Annotated in this window: 20 protein-coding genes; 3 read left to right on the forward strand and 17 right to left on the reverse strand. The window is 52.9% G+C overall.

The window, feature by feature from the left end; translation table 11 throughout:
• Positions 1 to 40 precede the first annotated feature (40 nt).
• The 3 genes from FC18_RS10385 to purE are packed head-to-tail and all read right to left on the reverse strand — an operon-like array spanning position 41 to position 2,331.
• Complete coding sequence (locus FC18_RS10385) at positions 41 to 757, reverse strand: phosphoribosylaminoimidazolesuccinocarboxamide synthase (protein WP_056976247.1); 717 nt, start codon at positions 755 to 757, stop codon at positions 41 to 43.
• Complete coding sequence (gene purK, locus FC18_RS10390) at positions 747 to 1,871, reverse strand: 5-(carboxyamino)imidazole ribonucleotide synthase (RefSeq protein ID WP_054676886.1); 1,125 nt, start codon at positions 1,869 to 1,871, stop codon at positions 747 to 749. Before purK ends, FC18_RS10385 begins: the two co-directional genes overlap by 11 nt.
• Entirely contained in the window at positions 1,864 to 2,331 is a 468-nt protein-coding gene (gene purE / locus FC18_RS10395; protein ID WP_054677137.1) for a 5-(carboxyamino)imidazole ribonucleotide mutase, read from the reverse strand. Before purE ends, purK begins: the two co-directional genes overlap by 8 nt.
• A gap of 289 nt (positions 2,332 to 2,620) precedes the next feature.
• On the opposite strand from purE, the gene glpK reads away from it, so the two are divergent.
• Positions 2,621 to 4,132, forward strand: a complete 1,512-nt coding sequence (glpK, locus tag FC18_RS10400) for a glycerol kinase GlpK (protein ID WP_056976249.1) — start codon at positions 2,621 to 2,623, stop codon at positions 4,130 to 4,132.
• A 158-nt stretch (positions 4,133 to 4,290) separates the two neighbouring features.
• A complete protein-coding gene (locus FC18_RS10405; protein ID WP_054676883.1) occupies positions 4,291 to 4,986 on the forward strand; it encodes an EAL domain-containing protein in 696 nt (231 codons plus the stop codon).
• Between the two features lie 114 nt (positions 4,987 to 5,100).
• Here FC18_RS10405 and FC18_RS10410 read toward each other — a convergent pair whose 3' ends face one another.
• From FC18_RS10410 to FC18_RS10475, 14 genes are all read right to left on the reverse strand, one after another.
• Positions 5,101 to 5,523 (reverse strand): Hsp20/alpha crystallin family protein, encoded by a 423-nt coding sequence (locus tag FC18_RS10410; RefSeq protein ID WP_054676880.1) that lies wholly within the window; start codon positions 5,521 to 5,523, stop codon positions 5,101 to 5,103.
• 835 nt (positions 5,524 to 6,358) lie between these two features.
• Positions 6,359 to 7,702 (reverse strand): S1C family serine protease, encoded by a 1,344-nt coding sequence (locus FC18_RS10415; RefSeq protein ID WP_056976251.1) that lies wholly within the window; start codon positions 7,700 to 7,702, stop codon positions 6,359 to 6,361.
• Between the two features lie 268 nt (positions 7,703 to 7,970).
• On the reverse strand, positions 7,971 to 8,729 hold the full coding sequence (locus tag FC18_RS10420) for a hypothetical protein (protein WP_054676874.1): 759 nt from the start codon (positions 8,727 to 8,729) through the stop codon (positions 7,971 to 7,973).
• A gap of 219 nt (positions 8,730 to 8,948) precedes the next feature.
• The gene (locus tag FC18_RS10425) at positions 8,949 to 9,755 is read right to left on the reverse strand and encodes an MBL fold metallo-hydrolase (RefSeq protein WP_054676871.1); all 807 of its coding nucleotides are present in this window, start codon (positions 9,753 to 9,755) and stop codon (positions 8,949 to 8,951) included.
• A gap of 45 nt (positions 9,756 to 9,800) precedes the next feature.
• Positions 9,801 to 10,607 (reverse strand): two-component system regulatory protein YycI, encoded by an 807-nt coding sequence (locus tag FC18_RS10430; RefSeq protein WP_054676868.1) that lies wholly within the window; start codon positions 10,605 to 10,607, stop codon positions 9,801 to 9,803.
• Between the two features lie 63 nt (positions 10,608 to 10,670).
• Positions 10,671 to 12,068: a YycH family regulatory protein gene (locus tag FC18_RS10435; protein ID WP_054676865.1), complete on the reverse strand. Its 1,398-nt coding sequence runs from the start codon at positions 12,066 to 12,068 to the stop codon at positions 10,671 to 10,673.
• The gene (gene walK, locus FC18_RS10440; RefSeq protein WP_056976253.1) at positions 12,058 to 13,953 is read right to left on the reverse strand and encodes a cell wall metabolism sensor histidine kinase WalK; all 1,896 of its coding nucleotides are present in this window, start codon (positions 13,951 to 13,953) and stop codon (positions 12,058 to 12,060) included. Before walK ends, FC18_RS10435 begins: the two co-directional genes overlap by 11 nt.
• Before the next feature lie 132 nt (positions 13,954 to 14,085).
• The gene (gene yycF, locus FC18_RS10445; RefSeq protein ID WP_054676861.1) at positions 14,086 to 14,799 is read right to left on the reverse strand and encodes a response regulator YycF; all 714 of its coding nucleotides are present in this window, start codon (positions 14,797 to 14,799) and stop codon (positions 14,086 to 14,088) included.
• A gap of 109 nt (positions 14,800 to 14,908) precedes the next feature.
• Complete coding sequence (locus FC18_RS10450; RefSeq protein WP_054676858.1) at positions 14,909 to 15,850, reverse strand: Abi family protein; 942 nt, start codon at positions 15,848 to 15,850, stop codon at positions 14,909 to 14,911.
• A 167-nt stretch (positions 15,851 to 16,017) separates the two neighbouring features.
• Positions 16,018 to 16,368 (reverse strand): bacteriocin immunity protein, encoded by a 351-nt coding sequence (locus tag FC18_RS10455; protein WP_054676855.1) that lies wholly within the window; start codon positions 16,366 to 16,368, stop codon positions 16,018 to 16,020.
• Between the two features lie 100 nt (positions 16,369 to 16,468).
• Positions 16,469 to 16,855 carry a DUF956 family protein gene (locus FC18_RS10460; protein ID WP_054676853.1) on the reverse strand — a complete coding sequence of 129 codons (387 nt, stop codon included), beginning with the start codon at positions 16,853 to 16,855 and terminating at the stop codon, positions 16,469 to 16,471.
• Positions 16,856 to 16,972: 117 nt separating this feature from the next.
• Positions 16,973 to 17,884: a PTS system mannose/fructose/sorbose family transporter subunit IID gene (locus FC18_RS10465; RefSeq protein ID WP_054676851.1), complete on the reverse strand. Its 912-nt coding sequence runs from the start codon at positions 17,882 to 17,884 to the stop codon at positions 16,973 to 16,975.
• Between the two features lie 17 nt (positions 17,885 to 17,901).
• A complete protein-coding gene (locus tag FC18_RS10470; RefSeq protein ID WP_054676847.1) occupies positions 17,902 to 18,705 on the reverse strand; it encodes a PTS mannose/fructose/sorbose transporter subunit IIC in 804 nt (267 codons plus the stop codon).
• Positions 18,706 to 18,739: 34 nt separating this feature from the next.
• The gene (locus FC18_RS10475) at positions 18,740 to 19,711 is read right to left on the reverse strand and encodes a mannose/fructose/sorbose PTS transporter subunit IIA (RefSeq protein WP_054676843.1); all 972 of its coding nucleotides are present in this window, start codon (positions 19,709 to 19,711) and stop codon (positions 18,740 to 18,742) included.
• A 1,047-nt stretch (positions 19,712 to 20,758) separates the two neighbouring features.
• On the opposite strand from FC18_RS10475, the gene FC18_RS10480 reads away from it, so the two are divergent.
• A complete protein-coding gene (locus FC18_RS10480; protein ID WP_056976254.1) occupies positions 20,759 to 22,342 on the forward strand; it encodes an ABC transporter permease subunit in 1,584 nt (527 codons plus the stop codon).

Raw genomic sequence — 22,342 nt, forward strand, 5'->3', positions numbered from 1 at the left:
TGCTTCTTCCTTTCCGTTACCTTTGCCTGCCAATATTTGGTTACTTACTTGCCTGCAACCGCCGCAGCACCTCTGCGTAGACCGGCTGCAAGTCGCCTTCGTGCTTGCGGAACACATCCTTATCCAGCGATGCACCGGTGTCCTTATCCACCAAGCGGAAATTGTCGGGGGACAACTCGTCGGCCAGTACCAAACTGCCATCCGCCAGCGTGCCGAATTCCAATTTGAAATCCACCAGGGTAATGCCGATGCCGGCAAAGCGCGCCGTGAGCAACTCGTTGACCCGGTCAGTTAGATGCCGCACCGTCGCCAGTGTGTCGGCATCCGTAATGCCCAGGGCCAAAATCTGGTCATTGTTAATGAACGGGTCATCCAGCGCGTCCGATTTGAAGTAGTATTCGTGAATCGCCGGGGTAAACGGCCGCATGTGTTCCACGTGAAACTTAGTCTCGAAGTGTCCGGACGCGTAATTACGCAGCACCACCTCCAGCGGCAACATCTGCGCCCGCTTCACAATCATACTGTCATCGTCAGGGGCACTGACGAAATGGGTGGGGATTCCCGCTGCTTTGAGTTCCGCGAACAGTAGCGCCGAAATCTGCAGGTTGAGTTTGCCCTTCCCTGCGATGGCTTCCTTGCGTTTCCCGTTAAGTGCGGTCGCCTGGTCCAAATACTCAACCCACAGCAGTTCAGGATCATCTGTGGTTGAAACCCGCTTCGCTTTGCCCGTCAGCAGTACTGCTTTTTTAGTCGTCAATGTTTGCCTCCAATTGAATGCTGGTTAAAAGTTTCTCGACATCGGTGCCCACCACGGTGATGTGCCCCATCTTCCGTCCCGGCCGGACCGCCGCCTTCCCGTAATCGTGCAGGTGCCACTCAGGGTGCTGGGACCATTGCTGCAAGGCCGCGGGCAGGTCCGAACCGAGCAGGTTGCGCATCACGGCCGGTGCATATTGGGTGATGGGCGGAATCGGCAAACCGCAAATACTCAGGATGTGGGCGGCAAATTGGGACACGTTGCACGCCTCGATGGAGTAATGTCCGGAGTTGTGCGGCCGCGGTGCCAATTCGTTCACCATGATTTGATCGCCACGGGCAAATAGTTCGATGCCCAGTACCCCGCGTAAATTCAGTTCGCGGGCGATCACCGTTGCTACGTGCTGCACCGTTTTCTGCAGCGCCGGCGTCAAGTCGGGGGCTGGGGCAATCGTTGTGTGCAGAATGTGGTGGGCGTGCTGATTTTGCACAATCGGGAAAATCCGCACTTGGTCGCGCCCATCACGCGTAACCATGACGGATAGTTCCCGGTCAAATTGCTGCCGTGCCTCCAAAATGCACGGCGCCTGCTGCAACAAGTGCGCCGCGGCGGCTAAATCCGCGGACGAATTCAGGTCCACCTGGCCATGCCCATCGTAGCCGCCACTGGTCGTCTTCAAAATGCTCGGGTAACCGATGGCACCAACTGCACCCGCCAGGTCGGCACCATCACTAACTGGCGCAAAGGGCGTCACGGGCAGCCCGTGTTGTTTCAAGAACGTTTTTTCCCGCACGCGGTCGTCCGTGATGTGAAGCAATACGGTTCCCTGCGGCACGGCCACGATGTCTGCGACTGCTGCTAGGGCGTCGAGGTCCACGTTCTCGAATTCATACGTGAGTACGTCGCTGCGCTGGGCAAGTTCGCTCAGTGCCGCCCGGTCGTTGTACTCCGCCGTGATTTGAAAATCGGCTACCTGTCCGGTTGGCGAATCTGGCGTCGGCTCGAGCACCCCGATGCGATACCCCATCGCGCGGGCTGCCAGTGCGAGCATCCGCCCTAGTTGGCCGCCACCGATGATGCCAATCGTGGCGGGTGGCAAAATCGGTTTACTCATGGAGGCTGGCCCCGCTTTCCCGCGCCTTCTGCGTTTGGGCCGCGCGGTAAGTATCCAGCTTGGCGGCAACGGTCGCGTCCGTAATGGCCAGCATTTCCGCCGCGTACAGCGCCGCGTTCGTCGCGCCCGCATCACCAATAGCCGTGGTCCCCACCGGAACACCAGCCGGCATTTGGACGATTGATAGCAAAGAATCGATTCCGGACAATGTTCGGGTTTTAACCGGAACGCCAATCACTGGGACCGTCGTGTTTGCCGCCAGCATACCCGGCAAATGGGCCGCACCACCAGCCCCCGCGATGATCACCGAATAGCCCTGACTGCGTGCCGTTTTGCCGAACTGCGCCAACTCATCCGGCATGCGGTGTGCCGAGATAACCGTGTTCTTATGCGGAATATCAAGTTCTGTCAACACGTTTGCGGCCAATTTCATCACCGGCCAGTCAGAGGTGCTACCCATCACAACTGCAACCAACAAACCAATCACTTCGCTTTCATTTTGTTGGCCTCAGCCTATCATAGAACGCAAACCAGTTTCAACCGTTTTAAGAACATTAATTAACTTTAATCCAAATATAGTTCGTGTTTAATCACCGGTTTCCGAACGTTCGGGTGCACCGATATTACGTATTGATTAAATCAGGACCTAAACTTTTTGTGCGGTAGTAGTGCCGAATTTTTTGCGGTAAAATATGCTTATGAAAACGTTTTACGGATAAACTAAATTCGCGGTGAAAGGAATACACACAATGACGAAATACATCATGGCAATCGACGAAGGGACCACTAGCACCCGCGCAATTGTCTTCGATCACGACGGCAACACGGTTGCGAGCGCGCAGAAGGAATTCACCCAGTACTTCCCCGAATCCGGTTGGGTGGAACACGACGCCAACGAAATTTGGTCCGCCGTGCAGGCCACCATCGCCGAAGTCTTCATTAACCACCAGGACATCCGCCCCGTCGACATCGCGGGCATCGGCATCACCAACCAGCGCGAAACGACCATCATCTGGGACAAGCAAACCGGCTTGCCGATCTACCACGCCATCGTTTGGCAGTCGCGGCAGACGACGAGCTTGGCCGAGCAGCTGCAAAAAGATGGCTACGGCGACCTTTTCCGCACGCACACCGGCCTGCTGATTGACCCGTACTTCTCCGCCACCAAGGTGCGCTGGATTCTCGACCGCGTACCTGGCGCCCAGGAACGGGCCGAACGCGGCGAACTGCTCTTTGGCACCATCGACACTTGGCTCACCTGGAAACTGTCCGGGGGTGCGATTCACGTCACCGACTACACGAACGCCAGTCGCACCGCGCTGTTTAACATTCACACCCTGGATTGGGACGACGAAATTCTGCGCGTCCTGAACATTCCGCGCCTCATGTTGCCCGCAGTTCGGCCAAACGACAAGGTCTACGGACGCACCGCCAGCTACCACTTTTACGGCGCCCAAGCACCAATCGCCGGTATCGCGGGGGACCAGCAAGCCGCGCTCATTGGCCAGCTGGCTTTGCACCCTGGCGACGTGAAAAACACGTACGGCACCGGGAGTTTCATCGTGATGAACACCGGGACCACCCCCGTCGATTCCAAGAACAACCTGCTGACGACAATCGCGTACGGTATCGGCGACGAAATCACCTATGCGCTCGAAGGGTCCGTGTTCGTCTCCGGTTCCGCCATTCAGTGGCTGCGCGACTCGATGCACCTGGTCAAAAACGCCGCGGACTCAGAAGCTGCAGCGAACGCCAGCCAGAACGACAACGAGGTTTACGTCGTGCCCGCCTTCACCGGTCTCGGGGCGCCTTACTGGGATCCCGATGCACGCGGATCCATCTTCGGCATCACCCGCGGGACAACCGACAACGACCTAATCAAGGCAACGCTGCAGTCGCTGGCGTACCAGACCCGCGACGTGGTGGACACCATGGTCGCGGACACAGAAACGCCAATCCCAACGTTGCGTGTCGACGGTGGGGCCGCGCGCAACGATTACCTGCTGCAATTCCAGGCGGATATCCTCGGCGTTCCCGTTGAACGGGCGGCGGTGCTGGAAACCACGGCGCGCGGGGTTGCCTTCCTCGCCGGGGTGGCGGTCGGCTACTGGCAGAACTTCGACGAACTACAAAATCTCACCCAAACCAATGGTCACTTCGACCCGCAGATAACAGCGGGTCAGCGTGACCAGCTATACTCTGGATGGACTGCTGCCGTTTATGCAACCCGGATGTTTGCACGTAAAAATAACAAATTTTAGAACGTTCGATATTTTTCTTATGGAATGATGACGATTCCACTATGCAAGCGACGTCTTGCGTAGTAGAATACAGATTGGAGTTACAATAACGAAAAATCAGGAAAGAACCTGAAACGGTGAGGCTTAGAGGGGAACCTCGCCGAATGGAGGCGGCCGTTATGCTTAGATTTTATGGACAACCAAAGTTTAAAATTATGAATGATGGCATGACCAGGGTGGGTTACGAGCTGTTCATCCGTGAACTGCAAGATAACCGCTGGGTCTTGCCTGCTGATTTTACTGCCTGCACTCCAGATCAGTTGGAGCAGCTGCTCATGCAAACCATTGCGGCCCTGCCCGCAGGTATTGAACTCATTTCGTTCAACCTGGAACAGAGCCAATTCATCGACGACCGCTTCATCGAAATGGTCAAGCGCGTTCAAGCAACAACCGCGATTAAGATTTTCACCGAGCTCACCGAACGGACCTCACCGAACGTGTCGACCGCCCAGCTGCGGGCTGCAGCGGCTAAGTTCCACGCGGCTAACTTGCTCGTCTGCATCGATGACGTCGGTACCGGCGACAACACGCCCGACATGGTGGTTGCCCTGGATGAATACATCGACGAATACAAATTCGCGCTGCAGAACTTCCGCCCCTTCAACCGCATTAGTGAAATCACCGCCACCATTAACTTCTGGTACAAGATGGCCGCCGACCGCGGCAAGATGCTCGCCATTGAGGGCCTTGAGAACGAGTCCGATTACGACACCATCAAGCAGTACTACCCATGCGACGTGATTCAGGGTTACTACACTGGTAAACCCGAACTGTTGCAGGTAGCAGCCGACATGCCCAGCAACCTCATCGATTAAGTAAGCAAAGACTGTGGATCCGTGATCCGCAGTCTTTTTTTGCACAAAAAATCCCGTAAGCAGCGCGCTTACGGGATTAGTTCATTCAAAATTAAGTGTCAATTGGCAAGCACACTAGTCAATGGCAATGGTGTCGTCGCGGTCGCTAGCTTCCAGCTTCGGCAGGGTCACGGTGAGGACCCCGTCCGTCATCTTCGCGGCAATGTGCTCGCGGTCAACGTCGGGCAGGCGGAAGCTGCGGCTGGTTTCGCCGTACTGGCGCTCACTCATCAGCAGGTTGCCCTTGTCGTCGGTGTGGTCGTTGAAGGTGTCGCGCTTAACGCCGACGGTCAGGATGTCATCACGGTAGTTCATCGTGATGTCGTCCTTCTTGAGGCCCGGTACGTCAACCTTCACCACGTACTTCTTGTCGTGCTCCTTGATGTCAGTCTTCAGCGTGTGCCGGGGCATCATGTCACCGAAGAAGCGGCGGCCAATCTGGTTAAAGAACGGGTCGTCGAGCCAGTTCGCGTCTCTTTGCATCAAATCGTTCGTCATCACACTCATCCTTTCGTTCAAAGCGTTCCTATCGACACCTTAAGTATACCATTCACACATGCATATATGCACTTTTTGCCCGTTAAGGTTGCATTAAGCCGGTTTAGCTCCACTTTATGCATCAATAATTTACCCATTTTGCTGAGTAATCATGTATACCAATTGCCAAAATAAGTCGGCGGTTTACCCAGCGGTTGCACATCCGCAGTTTATTTTGCTGCCGCCTAAGCCCCACGTGCCGCCAAAATTTTCACCCCCCACCACTTTTCCACCCCCATACACCGCGGTGCACCTGTTATCAACACAAGTTATACACACGTCCGGCGCCAGCGTCCCTAAATGTTGGGGTAAAGCGTACGTTCGTAACACTATTTTGCGTGCAAAAAAATCAACCCCAAATCTTAAAAGTACCGTTTGTCCACAGATAAAAATCATTCGTAAGCACAATGCAAGCGGGCGCAAAAGCCGACAGCACCGCGTTTTGTTGCGGCATGCGCGCGCAAAAAAAGTTTTTGTCCACAGTTCATCCCCAGCGGTGGAAAAGTCCTCAAAACCCACTTATAAACACAATCCACAGACTTATCCACAGGCAGCACTGTGAATTGTCCTCAGCAGTAATCCCCACCCCTAAAAGTAAAAGCCGAACTTTATACTGTAATTAGCAATTTTTGTTGGCTATTATTCGGATTTATCCGAAATTGGACCGTTAATGGTTCCGATTTTAGCCATTATCCCGCCAATTGTGCGTTTTTAGCCGCCTACGCACCTGCTTGTCAGAAACAAAAAGGACGCGTAAGTGCATGTGCACTTACGCGTCCTTTCAATTTGCGCCTAGTTAGTTTGAACTATCACTGGAATCTGACGTCTGCAGCTGGGAAGTCGTCTGGCTCAGCTTGATGCTGACGGTCTTCTTACTGCTGCCGCGGTAGTAGGTGACCTTCACGGTGTCGCCAACACTGTGCTTGTACAGCTCAGTGTGCAGATCCGCCATGTTGCCAATCGCCGTCCCATCGATGGCCGTGATGACATCGTACTTCTTCAGCCCGGCAGCCCGCGCGATACTCTTGTTCGTGAAGCTGGCGATAACCACCCCGCTAGTTACGGAACTTGGCAGCTTCAGCGTGTCGGCCTGCTGGTCAGAGGATACCTGATCCAAATCGAGTGCGGAGATCCCAAGTGCTGGCCGGACAACCTTCCCGTTCGTAACCAGCTGGTTGATGATGGATACGACTTCGTTACTTGGAATTGCGAAGCCCATCCCTTCAATCGTGGCCGAATCACTGCTGCTAGATGAGGAGCCGGACAGTTTCATCGAGTTAATCCCGATGATTTGGCCGGCTAGGTTAATCAGTGGCCCCCCAGAGTTCCCGTTGTTGATGGCGGCGTCCGTCTGGATAACGGTCGCCTGCCCGGTTGTCTGGCCCGTAGTTTCGTCCGTGGTGTCCACGGTCCGGGACTTAGCAGAAATAATCCCCTGGGTCACACTGGTTGCGTAGTCCGTCCCGAGTGGCGATCCAATCGCCAGCACGGTTTGGCCGGCAGAAATCTTCGATGAGTCCCCAAAGCTGGCGGTTGCCGTCACTTTGTCGGACTTAATCTTGAGCACGGCCAGGTCGGTCACGGAATCCGCCCCCACCTTGGTGGCCGTGAGCTTGATCCCGTCACTCAGGATGATTTCCAGCTTGTCGGCGCCCGAGATTACGTGGTTATTCGTGACCACGTATGCGTAGCCGTCAGCCTTCTTGTAAATCACCCCAGAACCTTCTGAGTACTCAGTCAGTGAGCTCGAACTGTTGCTGGAGCTACTGCCATTACCACTGTCGGTTCCGAACAAGTCACCCCAGGCATCATCGCTGTTGCTGCTCTGATTCTGATAATTAATCACGGAGACAACCGCGTTTTTTACCTTCTTGAACGCGGTTTGCGACGCATCGCTTTGCGTCACGGAGACGTTCGAGGTTTTCGTCGTGCCGCTCGTGTTCGTGTTCGTCGTGGTCAGCCCGTTAGACGTATTGTTCCGGGAAATAGCATAGTACGCCGCGCCGCCACCGACACCACCGCCGACAACTGCCGCAACTACAGCAACAGTTAACATTTTGCCGAAACCGCCCTGCTTACGCGGTGGCTGCTGATTGCCGCCCGTTGGCTCTTCAGTAAAGTTGTGTGCTTCGTTATCCATACCGTTCAACCCCTTTTCGCGGATCCATCGCCGCAGATTTGATGGGTGGTTGCTTGCCACCCTCGATAATTTAACCTTACCGGGGGAATGTGACCAAATTGTGATGAGAACTGTAAGGATTTGGTCACGATTGGTGAACTATTTCCCGGGAAATATTCCCACCCTCTATTTCAAGCATAACATATTGAACCTGGCGCCTGGTACCACCTCCGGGCGCAAAAAAGGCGGGTTAGCCGCATGCGCCTAACCCGCCATCTTCGTGCTTATTTTATTGTGTAAGTCCAAGCTTCCAGCGCAGCATCGTGTTCTTCGCGTCACGGGCCTGCCGTGCCGTCTTGGCTGCGGTTGGGCTAGCTGAGCGAATCTCCTTGCCGTCGCGGTCGTGGAAAAGCAGCAGTTCCTGGGGTACCGGAATCCAGCGCGTTACGTCCAGGTCGACGTTGAAGGCCTTGGAGTACAGCGGGCTGGTGATTGGCATGCCGATGTCCCGGCTGGTGCTAATGCGGACGGTGAAGGGGTTGTCTGCGTCGAAGGTCAGCCCCTCAACATTGTCGAACTCACCTTCATCTGCGAACTGCTTAGCAAAACGGTCGTACTGCGTCCCGTCAATGCCGAGGAAGACAGCTTCAGAAATCGCGGAGAGGTACACACTCGTAATCTCGTAACCCCACGACTGCAGGAAACTGACCGCGTAGAAGACCCGATCAAGCAGCTGTTCGAACTGACCACGCCGGTACATGAGCTTGGTCACCCGCAGCATGAGGTCCAGATCGAGGTACTCACTGACGGCACTTTCGTTGTGTTCCTCGTAGAACCGGCACGCATCTTCATAGCTGAGGGTGCGGAAATTCGTTTCGAAGAACTTCGGGTGGGCTTCCTTGAAGACATTCAGCTTGTCCCGGTTGCCCCAGTACGTCACGTGGCTGAGCCGCCGGACGTCCTTAATTACATCTTTCTGTGCCGCCTGCACGACGTTATCAACTTCGCGCCAGTTTTCGAAATCAGAATATTTTAGCAACCCTGCCATGAAAATCGCTCCTTACACATCGTTATTTAATTCGTGGCCTTTTATAAATTATTCAATACCATTATAGCAGACCAACTAAAACATTGCATTAAATAAGGACAAGACTGTGCCCACTTGGACGTAATTCGCCCGCAGACTGTCTTGTCCCCATTGTTTAGCTGAACATTATGCACAAGCAGCGGCAATTCCGCGTTTTTTTGTTATCCGAACGGCCGTTTTTTAGACGGTGAATAACGGCTGGGCGTGTTCGCGCTCGGTATCCAGAACGTCAAAGTCGTGACCGACCCCCAGACCCTCACGCATGAGCATGTCCGCCACGGTGGTGTGTGCCAGCGGCTTGGTGTTATTGTGGGCCGACCGGTGGCCGAGGTACACCCGCTTAGTCCGCGGCCCAATCACATCGAGCAAGGCCTCGGCGCCGTCCGCGTTGGACAGGTGCCCGTAATCAGACAGGATGCGCTGCTTCAGACTCCATGGGTATGGGCCCTCCCGCAGCATTTCCAGGTCGTGATTGGCCTCCATGATGTACGCGTCCGAGTCGCGAATGGTGCCAGCGAGCCGGTCGGACACATAGCCGGTATCGGTCAAGATGGTGAACGCCCGATCATCATGGTGAAACTGGTAGAACTGCGGCTCAGCGGCGTCATGGGAGACCGCAAAGCTCTCCACGTCGAGGTCATCGAGCGTCAGCGTGGTGCCGCGCTTAAAGATGCGCAGCTGGTCATAAGGCAACTTACCCACACTGCTGGGCAAGTGGGCGAAGGTGCCCTCGTTCGCGTAGATGTTCAGGTTGTGGTACCGCCGCGCCAGCACGCCCATCCCCGCCACGTGGTCACTGTGCTCGTGCGTGATGAAGAGGCTGTCGATATCATCGAGTGAGCGGCCAATGCTGCCGAGCAGCGCCGCCATTTTTTTACCCGAAAAACCCGCGTCCACGAGCACCTTGTGTTTGGGCGTCTCAATGTACGTCGCGTTCCCCGTACTGGAGCTAGCAAGAACACTAACCCGCATACCAAAATCTTCCATAGTTTGCCTTCTTGCTTCCTAAAAAATCTCCTGTGCCGCGCAAAATTAGTGCGACTTGATGACCGCCTTAGTGATAGCGTTCAACTTCTTAATCGACACGTTCTTGGAGTTCTTACTCTCAATCCCCACGAACCATGCCGGGATGTAAACCGTGCTGCCCTTAGCATCCAGCAGGTACGTGTAACCCTTGTGGATCCAAATCACGCGCGAGTTGGCGACGATTTCATTGCTCTGGTACAGCGTAGTGACGGCGTCGTGCTCACTAATGAGCTCCTCGTCGTTGCGCATCGTCAGCAGTTTGTCGACGTAGGTTTGCGTATAGCCAGTCAGCTGGCCGTCGTGCACCGTCAGAATCAGCTGGCCGCGATCATCCAAAATCAGGTTGCCGTTCACTTTTTCCGCAAAAACATAGCTGGAATTGCTACTGAGGTCAGCCTGATAGACGTATTTGCGGCCGTACAGCACGTTCTTCGGGTTGTGCACCCAATCACTCAGTTGGGCAGCGACATCGTGCTTACGGAGCGCGTACGTGCTGTTCAGCGTGGCATCCAAGGTTGCGTAGTCGCCCTTGTTCACGTTAATGGACTGGTCGCCAGACTTGGCCACCCGCTGGTAATTCTTCTCCAGCGCGTTATTGCCGCGGCTAGCGAGGTACGCCCCGGTGCTCGTTTTGGTGGACAGCTGCGGGAGCGCAATATCGTCGTCACTAATATCCCGCATGACTTGGTGCGTGCCGCCAGTCGTCCCGGTGCTGAGATAGACGCGCTGATTCTGGGCCATGCTCCAGCCGAGGAAAATATCCAGGGCGACGAACACCACCACGAAGATCCATTCAATTCGGCGAAAATCCATCCTTTTCCTCCTACGTGTAGTCTAAAAGTACACTTTTAGAGCTGCAGTCTAACGTCAGTGTGGCTACGGGGTCGTTAACGCGCCGCTACTGTTGACCTTGCCGGAATTGACCCCGGTGCTGGTCTTCGCGGCCACCGTCGTCGTGGTCACATCGCCCGACATGATGTCGCTGTAATCGTAATAACTGCCCGCGATGCAGACGTAATACGTTGGGACCAGGTCGATTACCAGGGTGCTGTCATCGTCTTTCTCCCACCGGTAACCCGCCTGGACGTCCTCAATCTGACTGTTCGTGAAGCCCTTGGCCCGCACGTTGGCGAGCACGGTCGAAGTCGACGGCAACTTCACCGGCGTTTCGCGCGTTGGTACAGGTACCGACAGATTAGCCCCTGAGAACTCAATGCTCAGGCTGCTGTTGGTCCGCGTGACCGCCACCGTGCCGCTCATCGTCTGGTTGAACAGCGCCAGACCCGCGACGTACGTCCGGAACGTCACGGTCATCTCATCGGTGTCGTAGTGCGTGAACCGCACGCCTTCCATCCCCGCCGGCTGCAGTGTCATCATTTGGTTGTACGCATCGGTCAGCACGCCCTGACGTGTCTTCTTCGGACCGTCCGTGGTGAAGTTATCAAAACGCATCTGGCCGTCGTTCTTGTCCGCGGTCAGCCGCTGATTATTGTTGTTAACGGTGTAAATCGTCTGGTCACCATTTTGCTTCGAATCCACCGTGCTGGTCGATTTGTTGCCCATCAGCAGGGCGACGAAATGGTTAGCCCCCTGGGAGTCAACGAGGTAGGCAAACGGCTGTACTTCCAGGCCGTCCGGATACAGCGCAACTTCACGCCCGTGCATCCGCGTTTCTTCAACCAAGTACTTGTGGTTGGCGGACTTCACCGCCTTGGCAATCTTGCCGTAATCAGGCCCGGTCGTAAACGTCAGTCTGCGCGTCGCCCGCGTGCTGTCGTTGACCAGCGTCACGGTTTCGTGGCGCATGTTGACCACGATGCGGGTGAATTCGAACTCGCCGCCGAGATGCTTGGCGCCCTTGGTGAAGAACGTCTTGTTAAACAGGTGCCAGCTCATCTTATCGGAATACACCATCTGGACGGTGTTGTCCTGCTTAAGCAGCGCCGCGTACTGATCCGCATCCAGCGTCTTGACGGTCTTCGCCTTGTTCACGCGGGCCGCCTTCATCGCCTTGCGCATGAGGCCCGACATGCTGTGGGTGTCGTTAATCAGGCGGTGTTTACTGCCGTCTTTTTGTTGGTAAATGGCCACGGGCAAGTACACCGTGTCCTTGCTCTTCTTCGTGGTGCTTTGGGTTGCGGTCTTCACACTCACGTTACTGGTCGCCCGGTGCTCCAAGTGGGCGGGATTAAACCAGATAATCCAGGTGAAGATCAGGCTGATGGCCACCAGGGCAATCAGCGCAATTCGGAGCATGACGTCTTTAGCCTTCATCCCATTCATCCTCCGAATCCATCTGTTCATATGGCAGGGAAATGTAGAACGTACTCCCCTTGCCTTCCTGCGAGTCGACCCAGATGCGGCCGCCCAGAGCTTCGACAACTTCCTTAGAAATCGCCAGTCCCAGACCGGTCCCACCTTGCTTGCGGCTACGAGCCTTGTCTACCCGGTAGAACCGGTCGAACACGTGGCTAATATCCTTGGCCGGAATCCCGAGCCCCTGGTCCGTAATCGACAGAATGACGTGATTGTGCGTTTCCAGCAGGCGAGCCGTGATGACCCCACCATCTGGCGAGTACTTGATGGCGTTGTTCATGATGTTGTCGACCACCTGGAGGAACTTATCCTGGTCAATCTCGACCCAGAGATCCCGCCGCGTGATTTCCCGGCGAATGGTGTAGTGCTTCTTCTCCTCTTCGCGCAGGTGCTTGGTTTCCCCCGTATGCTCGTTATCGGTCTTCAGCATCATGTCGAAGCGGTCCAGAATGTAGCTGAAGAACTCATTCATATTGACGGTTTCCATGTCAATCTTCGTGGTCCCCGAGTCCAGGCGCGACAGTGCCAGCAGGTCGTTAATCATCCGAATCATGCGGTCGGTTTCTTCCGCCGTCACGTTGAGGAACCGCGGTGCCAATTCCGGATCTTTCCACGCGCCGTCATTCAGTGCTTCAATGTAGGAGCGCACCGACGTCAGTGGCGTCCGCAGTTCGTGGGAAACGTTAGAAACAAATTGGCGCTGTTCCCGTTCACTCCGCTGCTGTTCGGTAACGTCATGCAGCACGGCGACAATCCCACTGATAAAGCCGGTTTCCCGCTGAATCAAGGAGAAGTCCGCGCGCAGAATCATTTCGTGGTGCTCTTCGGTTTCGAAGGTCAGCAGCAGTTCCTTCTGGTTCTCCAGCAGGTCGCGCAGGTTGTAGTCGTTACTAATCTTGAGCAGCTTCAGGATGGACATCCCAATGGCATCCTCGTCGCGAATGTTGAGGAAGTCCATCGCCGTTTCGTTGATGATGATGACGTTCCCGCGCCGGTCGGTGGCAATCACCCCGTCGGTCATGTGCGCCATCACGGAATCCAGTCGCCGGCGTTCGGCTTCACTGGCTTCTTGCGCCTCTTCCACGCGAACGGAGAGGTTGTTCACGGCCACAGCCAGTTGGCCCAGTTCGTCCTGCCCGTAGATCTTAACCTGCCCGGAGTAATCGCCGCGCGCCATCCGAATCGCCTGTTGCTTCATGGCGTCGATGGGCTGCGTTATTGCCCGGGAAATAACGATGGAAATAATCATGCTCAAAAAGCCCGCGAGCACCGAGGCAATCAGGAAAATCCGGATGATGCTGTTCAGGTTATCGTACACGGAATCCATGCTGGCCTTGATGTAGATGGCCCCGATGACGTTGCTGTCGTCCCCGGTCGAGTTCGTGCTCTTGAGCGGAATCACCTTGGTGTAATTCGAGCTGCCCGAGGTGCCATCGTACGTGAAGCCTTCGTACGTCTGCCCCGTGTACAGGGTGTTCTTGACCTGACTCACGGTACTCTTCTGACCCACGGCGTCCTGGGCGTTGACGTTACTGTCCCCGCGCACGGCGCCCTTCACGTCAACCACCTGGATGTCGGCCGAGTTGGCGATGCTGGATTCACTCAGCAGGTTACGAATATCGCTATTAGCGCTGCTCGTGTCCTTCTTCGCCAAATCGACGGCTAACTGGTCCTGAATGTAGTTTTCAATGGTGATACGGCTCTTAAAGCTATCGATGTTCTGTTGTTCCAATTGCTTGACGAAATAAGCCCCAATCAGTTCCACGGTAATGAGAACTAACAGGACGAAAACAATCGCAATTTTGAAGTTGATAGATTGGAAGAACCGAATTTTCTTATTCAATCGTGTACCTCATCCGTTGAGCATTTTGACCGCACAAATTACGTGGCGTCGCGCATCGCAAACGCCGATAACATTAACAAAAACCCGGCTAACACTCCCCCGAACCTGGGGAATTGTTGTCCGGGCCACTGTTTACTTCTGATCTGTTTCGGGGTTGCGCAGGTAATAGCCCACACCACGGCGGGTAATCAGCCATTCTGGTGTCGATGGGCTGTCTTCAATCTTCTCACGCAGCCGGCGCACCGTGACGTCGACGGTCCGCACATCACCGAAGTAGTCATAACCCCAAACCGTCTGCAATAGGTGTTCACGGGTCATTACTTGGGTCAGGTGGCGCGCAAGGTAGTGGAGCAGTTCGAACTCACGGTGGGTCAGTTCAATGTTCACACCGCGCTTGGTGACGGTGTAGGCATCTGGGTGAATAACCAGATCGCCAATCGTGAGGTCCTGACTCGGCGTCGTTGCTTCGGCGACCTTCTCGGTGTCACTCCGACGCAGGTTGGCCTTCACGCGGGCAACCAATTCGCGGTTTGAGAACGGCTTGGTTACGTAGTCGTCAGCGCCCAGCTCCAGGCCCAGCACCTTGTCAATTTCGCTATCTTTGGCCGTCAGCATGATGATCGGCGTGTCGTTTTCCTTACGAATCCGCCGCGCAACTTCAAGCCCGTCAATTTTTGGCAACATCAAATCGAGCAACACCAAATCGGGGTGCTCTTCGTTATACTGGCTCAGCGCTTCTTCACCATCAAATGCGGTGACAACGGTGTAGCCTTCTTTATCGAGGTTAAATTTGACGATATCTGAAATAGGTTTCTCATCGTCAACAACGAGTATCTTCTTAGCCATACTTTTCCCTCCATGTCGTGGGGTTCCATGGACTATTATACTTGTTAACGCGACGACTAGCAAAGAAATGGTTTACATTGGCTTAAACTGGGGCATTGTGACGGATGATTTAGTCACAAACTTCTTCCGTGTCGTAATATTCTCTTTTGATTAGAACACTAATCGCTGCTTTATTCGCAAAACCTAGCATGTGCGCAATTCCATCGTCATCGCCAATAATTTTCTTGAGTGAATCCTCAATATTACCAAACTTATACCTTGAGTTAACGTGATTCATAAGGTGTTTTAAAATCAAAACTGCAATTGCCACACCATTAGCATAGCCACCCTGAACTGGTAAAATGCACGTGCGATACTCGGATGGTGGTAATGGCTTGGTTATCAGCCGAATGTCAATTAAGTCACTATTGTGGACACAAACATTACGAATGAAATTCATACATTTAATCCAAGAAACCAATTCAGTAGGACTGCAAGCAAAACTATTTGCTAGCCGTTTTAAATTCGCAGGTGCCATTGCTTCCACAAGGTGCACCGTATCGCCGAATGTCAGAGAATCGACCATTGTCCATACAGTTGGAAATCCATCATTATTCAAGTTTTGTCGTTGGCGCAAATCTGGCAGATTACTCCGTTTTATCTTCTTCAACAAATTACTTTTGAAAAAATACTGATTCTTTTCAACCTGAAACTTCGGAATCTCCCGATTAACCCAGTTGTTAAACTCTAGATAGCCAAATGCACCGTATTTTTGACCCAGCTGTGAAGCAACAGCATTGTTCAATCGCACTTCAACATCTTCAATCGCATGAAGCATAAAAATACGGAAGTTTTTGTCCTGGTAGTAGCGATTTAATAGTGCTTTGAACGAGAGATTTTTATAAGTTTCCGATTCAGAATCAAAAAAAGGATACGCAAACTCTTTAAGCTTGTAGTATCCAATTTCTTGAATTTTATTCGCGTCTCTAACTTTAGTGTCGCGCGGAAACGTAATTCCTCGTTCCGCAAAACGAGCTCGTTGTTGCTCAGGCGTTAGTTGCTTTGGAACCATAATTACCACCCACATCACTTAGAGTTAAAAAAACCCTCGTTCTTCAGGACGTACCTGCCGCAGATGCGGAAACGAGGGGATTGACTTCTTACTCGTATTATAACGCTCATCAGCTGACCGTCAACATACTAGATATGCTCGTTACTAACCAAGATATTGTATATGAGCTACCGGCCAAACCAAATCGGCAGCATGAACGCCGCCGTCCCCGCGCCCCGATTGATATTGTCCCGCATCGTTGGCGCACGGTGCACCGCTAAATACAGCGGCTTGAGGTACGCGGGCAACCCAATTCCGCCAGCCAATATCTGAAACCGCAACAGCTCGTCCAGGTGGGCACACACTGCGGCCACATCAACATCCTGCTTGTTCCACAACTGCCGGGCCACGTCCATGAGCTCCGTGCGAAATGCCGGTTCCAAAACGACTTTCTGGTCATTGAGCACCGCACCCAGCAGCTGCAACAGTTGCGCTTGTGTAGGCAACGGCGCACTCTTTTTCCCCTTAGTTTTTGCCATCCTTACCCCTCCAATTGGCATCAGTATAACACGACCGTTAACGTGGGCAAATAAAAAGCGTGCAGCGCCGGCAATGCCGACTGCTACACGCTTTTGCACGCTACTTCTTGTGCGTAATCTTACGCCACAAGCTCTGCACCCCACGGGAGAGCACCTGGAAGAAACTCAACGACCAGAGGATATGGTCGGCTGGGATGTACTCACGGATTGCCCGCAGCGCCCGGTGTGGCTCCTTGGTCGCAAACGAGTAATCCACGCCCTTCGTCGTCCGAATCGCAAAACGCGGAATCTTCCGCCCCTTGAACAACTTAGAAGCAATGACGTAATCGACAGCTTCCCATGGAATTTGAATGTTCCGGTTAACGTCACGATCGTCATAGAACTCGAATGCGTGATCACCAATCATAATGTGACCGTACGAACCCAGGCCCATGAATGACGTGGCTTTCTCCGTGAAATCTACCTTCGTGTTGAGTGATTCAACCATTACTGCAACCTCCTGCAAATCTTAATGCTCTGAGTATACGCGTGTCGAAAACAAAAGCCCAGACAACTGGTGTCTGGACTTTCATTCGTCATGTTTAATCTAATGTTAAACCACGAATTACATAAGGTGAATAACGTGGAATACAACACCGACTACGAAGAGGCCCAGGATAACAACGATTGGGGAAACCTTCTTCTTAAGGAGCCACATGCAGAACAAGGTAAGAAGCAGAGCAGCAAGACCAGGAATCAGAGAGTCCAAGTTCTGCTGAAGAGTAGTAACCTTGGTCTGGTCAAGGGACATACCAGAAGCCTGTTCGGACAGAGCTTCCTTGATGCCGGCAGCACCCTTTGGCAGCTTGTCCCAGTCGATGTAAGCACCAGCAGACTGCTTGATGGATGATACGACTGGCGTGAACTTAACAGATACCCAACGGTTAACCAGGGAACCAAGGATGAACATACCAAGAATGGAAGCACCCTTTGTTACGCTCTGGAGCAAACCACCGGAGAGGTCTTCGGTAATCTTGGAACCAGCCTTGTAGCCGAATTCCTGTGTGTACCACATGAAGGCCATACGGATGATGTTCCATGCTACGAAGAAGATGATTGGGCCAAGGATGCTACCGGTCAAAGCCAGGGAAGCACCAAGAGCACCAAGGATAGGACGTACAGTGAACCAGAAGACAGGGTCACCAACACCGGCCAGAGGGCCCATCATACCAACCTTAACACCCTGAATCGCAACGTCGTCGATTGGGGCACCATTTGCACGTTCTTCTTCAAGAGCGAGCACAACACCAGTAACTGGTGAGGAAACGTAAGGGTGAGTGTTGTAGAATTCCATGTGCCGCTTCAAAGCAGCAATCTGGTCATCCTTGTTGGTGTAAAGCTTCTTGATTGCTGGAATCAGGGAGTAGCACCAGCCACCGTTCTGCATACGTTCGTAGTTCCAAGAACCCTGCAGGAATTGTGAACGCCACCATACGTGAATACGGTCACTCTTTGTCAAACGAATATTTTCAGCCATAGTTTTCACCCTCCTTCCTAATATTGATCAATGATGTCGCCGACGGGGTCGCCCGCGTTAGCAACAGCACCTGTGGATGCACCGGACTTGGAAAGTGTCAGGTAGATAAGAGCCAGAGCGATACCAATTGTCCCAAGGGCAATCAGGGTCAGCTGACTGATAGTAGCGAGCACGAAACCAAGAGCGAAGAATGGCCACATTTCACGAGTTGCCATCATGTTGATAACCATGGCGTAACCAACGGCCACAACCATACCACCACCGATACCAAGACCATCGGTGAGCCATGCAGGCATCTGTTCAAGCAGAGCCTTCACTGGGTCAGCACCGATTGCAAGGATCAGGCCTGCAGGGATAGCAATACGTACACCCTGCATGCAGATAGCAACAATCTGCCAGAAATCAATTGCACGGAAGTTACCCTTTGCAGCAGCACCGTCCATGATGTGAACGATAGCGGTAGCAAGAGTACGAACAATGGTCGTCAGCAGCAAACCAGCGATAGCCAGTGGAACTGCCAGTGCGATAGCGGCGTTGATACCGTCCTTACCCTGACCACCCAGGACAAGAATAATTGCAGAAGCAACAGATGCAAGAGCGGCGTCAGGAGCAACAGCGGCACCGATGTTTGCCCAACCAAGAGCAATCATCTGCAAGCTACCACCGAGAATGATGCAAGGGCCAAGCTGGCCGGTGACCAAACCAATCAATGTACATGCAACCAGTGGCTGGTGGAATTCGAATTCGTCCAGAATCCCTTCAATACCAGCGAGGAATGCAACTACAATGACCAGAATGATTTGAATAGCGTTTAAAGACATTACGTATCCTCCATTCCGAGAGAAAAATTACAAGTTACTTGTTCTTAAGTTCTGCTTCAGCCTTGGCCATGATGTTGTCCAGGTTGTCCTTGGAGTCAGCAGGAACCTTACGAACGTCCATCTCAACGCCCTCTTTTTCAAGAGCACGGTAAGTGTCAATGTCGTTCTGGTCAAAAGCCAAAACCTTGTTAGGCTGAGCTTTACCAGCAGAGTGAGCCATTGAACCAACGTTCAGGGTCTTGATAGGAACCCCACCATCGATAGCGCGCTTGGCATCTTGTGGTGTTTCGAATAATAGCAGTGCGCGTTCGCCACCGAAGTGTTTGTCGTCCTTAGCGATCTTAATCATCTGATCGATAGGGATAACGTGAGCCTTGACACCGGCAGGAGCAGCTTCCTTGATGAGGGTAGAACGCATGTTGTCCTTCGCAACGTTGTCAGAAACAACGATGATACGCGTAGGGTTAACGCTCTTACTCCAGGCAGTAGCAACCTGACCGTGCAGCAGACGGGAGTCGATACGTGCAAGGACGTATTCGAGTTTCCCAGGCTTGGTACCCGTACTTGATGCTTCTGCAGGAGCTGCAGCAGCCTTTGGAGCGGGTTCCAGAGATTCAGGCTTAATCTTAACGCCGTCACGTCCAGCTTCAACAATGTGAGCAGCCAGTTCGTGAGCAGATTCAGTAGAAAGCCGTGCGCCGTATGCTTCAATGAGCATTGGCAAGTTCAGACCAGTAACAATGGCCCACTTGTCCTTGTGTTCCTCGAAGATGTTGTTCGACTGGTTGAATGGGGAGCCTCCCCAAAGGTCAACCAGGAAGAGAACTTCATCATCAGGATCAAACTTGGCAATTGCTGCTTCCAAGTGTGCCTTCAGGTCATCTGGACCTTCGTTTGGCATGAAGGTTACTGCTTCAACCTTGTCCTGCTCACCGAAGATCATCTGACCGGACTGCTTGATGCCTGCAGCAAATTCGCCGTGACTGGCAAGAATGATTCCGACCATTATGTCGCCTCCTAAATTATTTTAGAAATTCCCCCGCTACTTCCGTTTGAACCGGTTCAACGCAATGCGTTCGTTCGGCGGAGGAAATGGAAGGGGTTTTCTTAACATGGATAAGTATGCCTAGCCAGCCATATTTTTGCAAGCCCTTTCTTGCGACATTTTTTTGGGTTTTCATGAAAGGTTTGAACTAACGGGGCTAACCAGTCTTAAAAAAATTTCAACTTTTTTTCACATTTGCATTTATTGGGCTGTTTTAAGTTGTTCGTTCCCAAAAAGTTTAGGCGTACCCTTAAATTAGTTTTAGGCACGGCTAAAAATCAACCATGTGCGCAGTCTAATGCGCTTAGCCACGGTTATTTACGCCGAAAATATTCGTATATACAATATGTTGTGGTTGTTCGTTATGAACACACCGACGATGATTTTAGGCTAGACCAATGTGTAAAGATTGAATTATTCATTTTCAATACATCAATGAATTTATAGCATTTGGTTTTCATTGCCGGTATACCAGCCAGAATAAGGCCTGTCCGGTATACAAAATAACAAAAGTCGCAGTTTTTTGCCCGTTGTTATTTTGCGTTGGGTCTTTACCCGATTCCGTCCTTGGCCCCAAGGCATGCTTGCACTTTGCCTGAGTAATATTCAACAATAATTATCGGCACCGATTGTTGCGTATTTGCACATTCACTTGCACCACCCCACCTTTTGGGGTATTATCTGTAACCATAGATGAATACAAGAAATAGAGGTCGCGGGTGCGACAACAGCTGACGAGTGGCGGACACTTTGACTCAGCCTTTAAGCAAACCCGCCGAAACGGTAACATGCCGTACATGTTGCACGTTGGGCCAGATGGGGAAACCTTCTGGACTGTCTCGGTAGCTACCAGGCTACTGAGGAGCGCTATATGGTTGGTTTTACGTACGTAGAATTGATTAATTGGGGCCTCGGATTAACGTCCGGGGCCTTTTTTACCTGCTGCTCTATTTCTCCAATATCAACTACACATGCAAAGACGCATGCGCATATATAGGAGGAAATACGATGAAGAAGTTTTATTTGGCCATCACCAGTCTACTGATTGCGGCCGGATTGCTGCTCGGACTAAGCGCCGGCAACAATCCCGTCAGCGCGGCTACTGATGACGGCACGTTCAAGGTCGGGATGGAGTGTGGTTACGCGCCATTCAACTGGACCCAGCAAACTAACGCGCACGGCGCCGTGCGCATCCAGGGGACTAAGCTCTGGGCCAATGGTTACGACGTCCAAACCGCGAAGATTATTGCTAAGAAGCTCGGTAAGAAGCTGGTGGTGGTCAAGACCAAGTGGGACGGACTACTGCCTTCCCTCACGTCCGGTAAGATTGACGCCATTATTGCCGGGATGTCACCAACCCCTGACCGCCGCAAGAGTATTGATTTCACCAACGTCTACTACAAGTCCAAGCTCACTGTCGTTGTGAACCGCAACAGTAAGTACGCTAACGCCAATAGCCTCAAGGACTTCAAGGGGGCCAAGCTGACCGCCCAGCTTTCCACTTACCACTACGACGCCATCAAGCAGATTAAGGGTGTCCTCCGCCAGCCCGCGATGGACGACTTCCCCGCAATGCGTGTTGCCCTCGAATCCAATACGATTGACGGATACGTATCCGAAATTCCTGAAGGCATCACCGCCGAAGCTGCTAATCCCGACCTCAAGATGATCCACTTCAAGAAGGGGCAGGGCTTCAAGACCAGTGCGTCTGACACTGACCTCGCCATTGGGGTGCGCAAGGGTTATGCAGAAACCAACAAGATTAACAGCATTCTTGCCGGCATGAGCAGCAAACAGCGCGACGCCCGCATGGACGACGCCGTTGCCAACCAGCCAAGTACCGCCGCTAAGGGTAACTGGTTCATTAATATCTTGAAGGATTACGGACCAATGCTGCTGAGCGGGACCGGGATGACCCTCCTGATCTCCCTGATTGGGACCATCGTTGGGTTCATCATTGGGATGCTCGTCGGGATCATCCGCACCATCCCCGCGCCCAAGAAGGCTGGCCGGCGCGGTCTGCTGGGGCTATGCAAGTGGCTTCTCTCCGTCTACATCGAAGTCTTCCGGGGCACGCCAATGATTGTGCAAGCCGCCGTCTTCTACTACGGCGCCGCCCAAGCATTCGGCATCAACATGGATCGCACCGTCGCCGCTCTCATTATTGTTTCAATTAACACCGGGGCCTACATCTCCGAAATCATCCGTGGGGGGATTATCTCCGTCGACGCTGGTCAGTTCGAAGCTGCTAATGCCCTCGGGATGACGCACTGGCAGACGATGATCAAGGTCATTTTGCCCCAAGCTGTCCGTAACAGTCTGCCGGCCGTCACCAACGAGTTCATCGTGAACATCAAGGACACATCCGTACTGTCGATTATCAGCGTGTCCGAACTGTTCTTCACGTCCGAAACCATTGCTGGGCAAAACTTCCAGTTCTTCCACACCTACCTGGTTGTCTGCCTGATTTACCTGATTCTGACGTTCACTATTTCCCGTCTGTTCCGGCTGATTGAAAAGCACCTCGACGGGCCCAAGAACTACAACGTGATGAACAACCAGATGCAAGTCGAAACGCCAAAGAATAATTAA

The sequence above is a fragment of the Lacticaseibacillus sharpeae JCM 1186 = DSM 20505 genome, from assembly GCF_001436225.1.
Taxonomy (GTDB): domain Bacteria; phylum Bacillota; class Bacilli; order Lactobacillales; family Lactobacillaceae; genus Lacticaseibacillus; species Lacticaseibacillus sharpeae.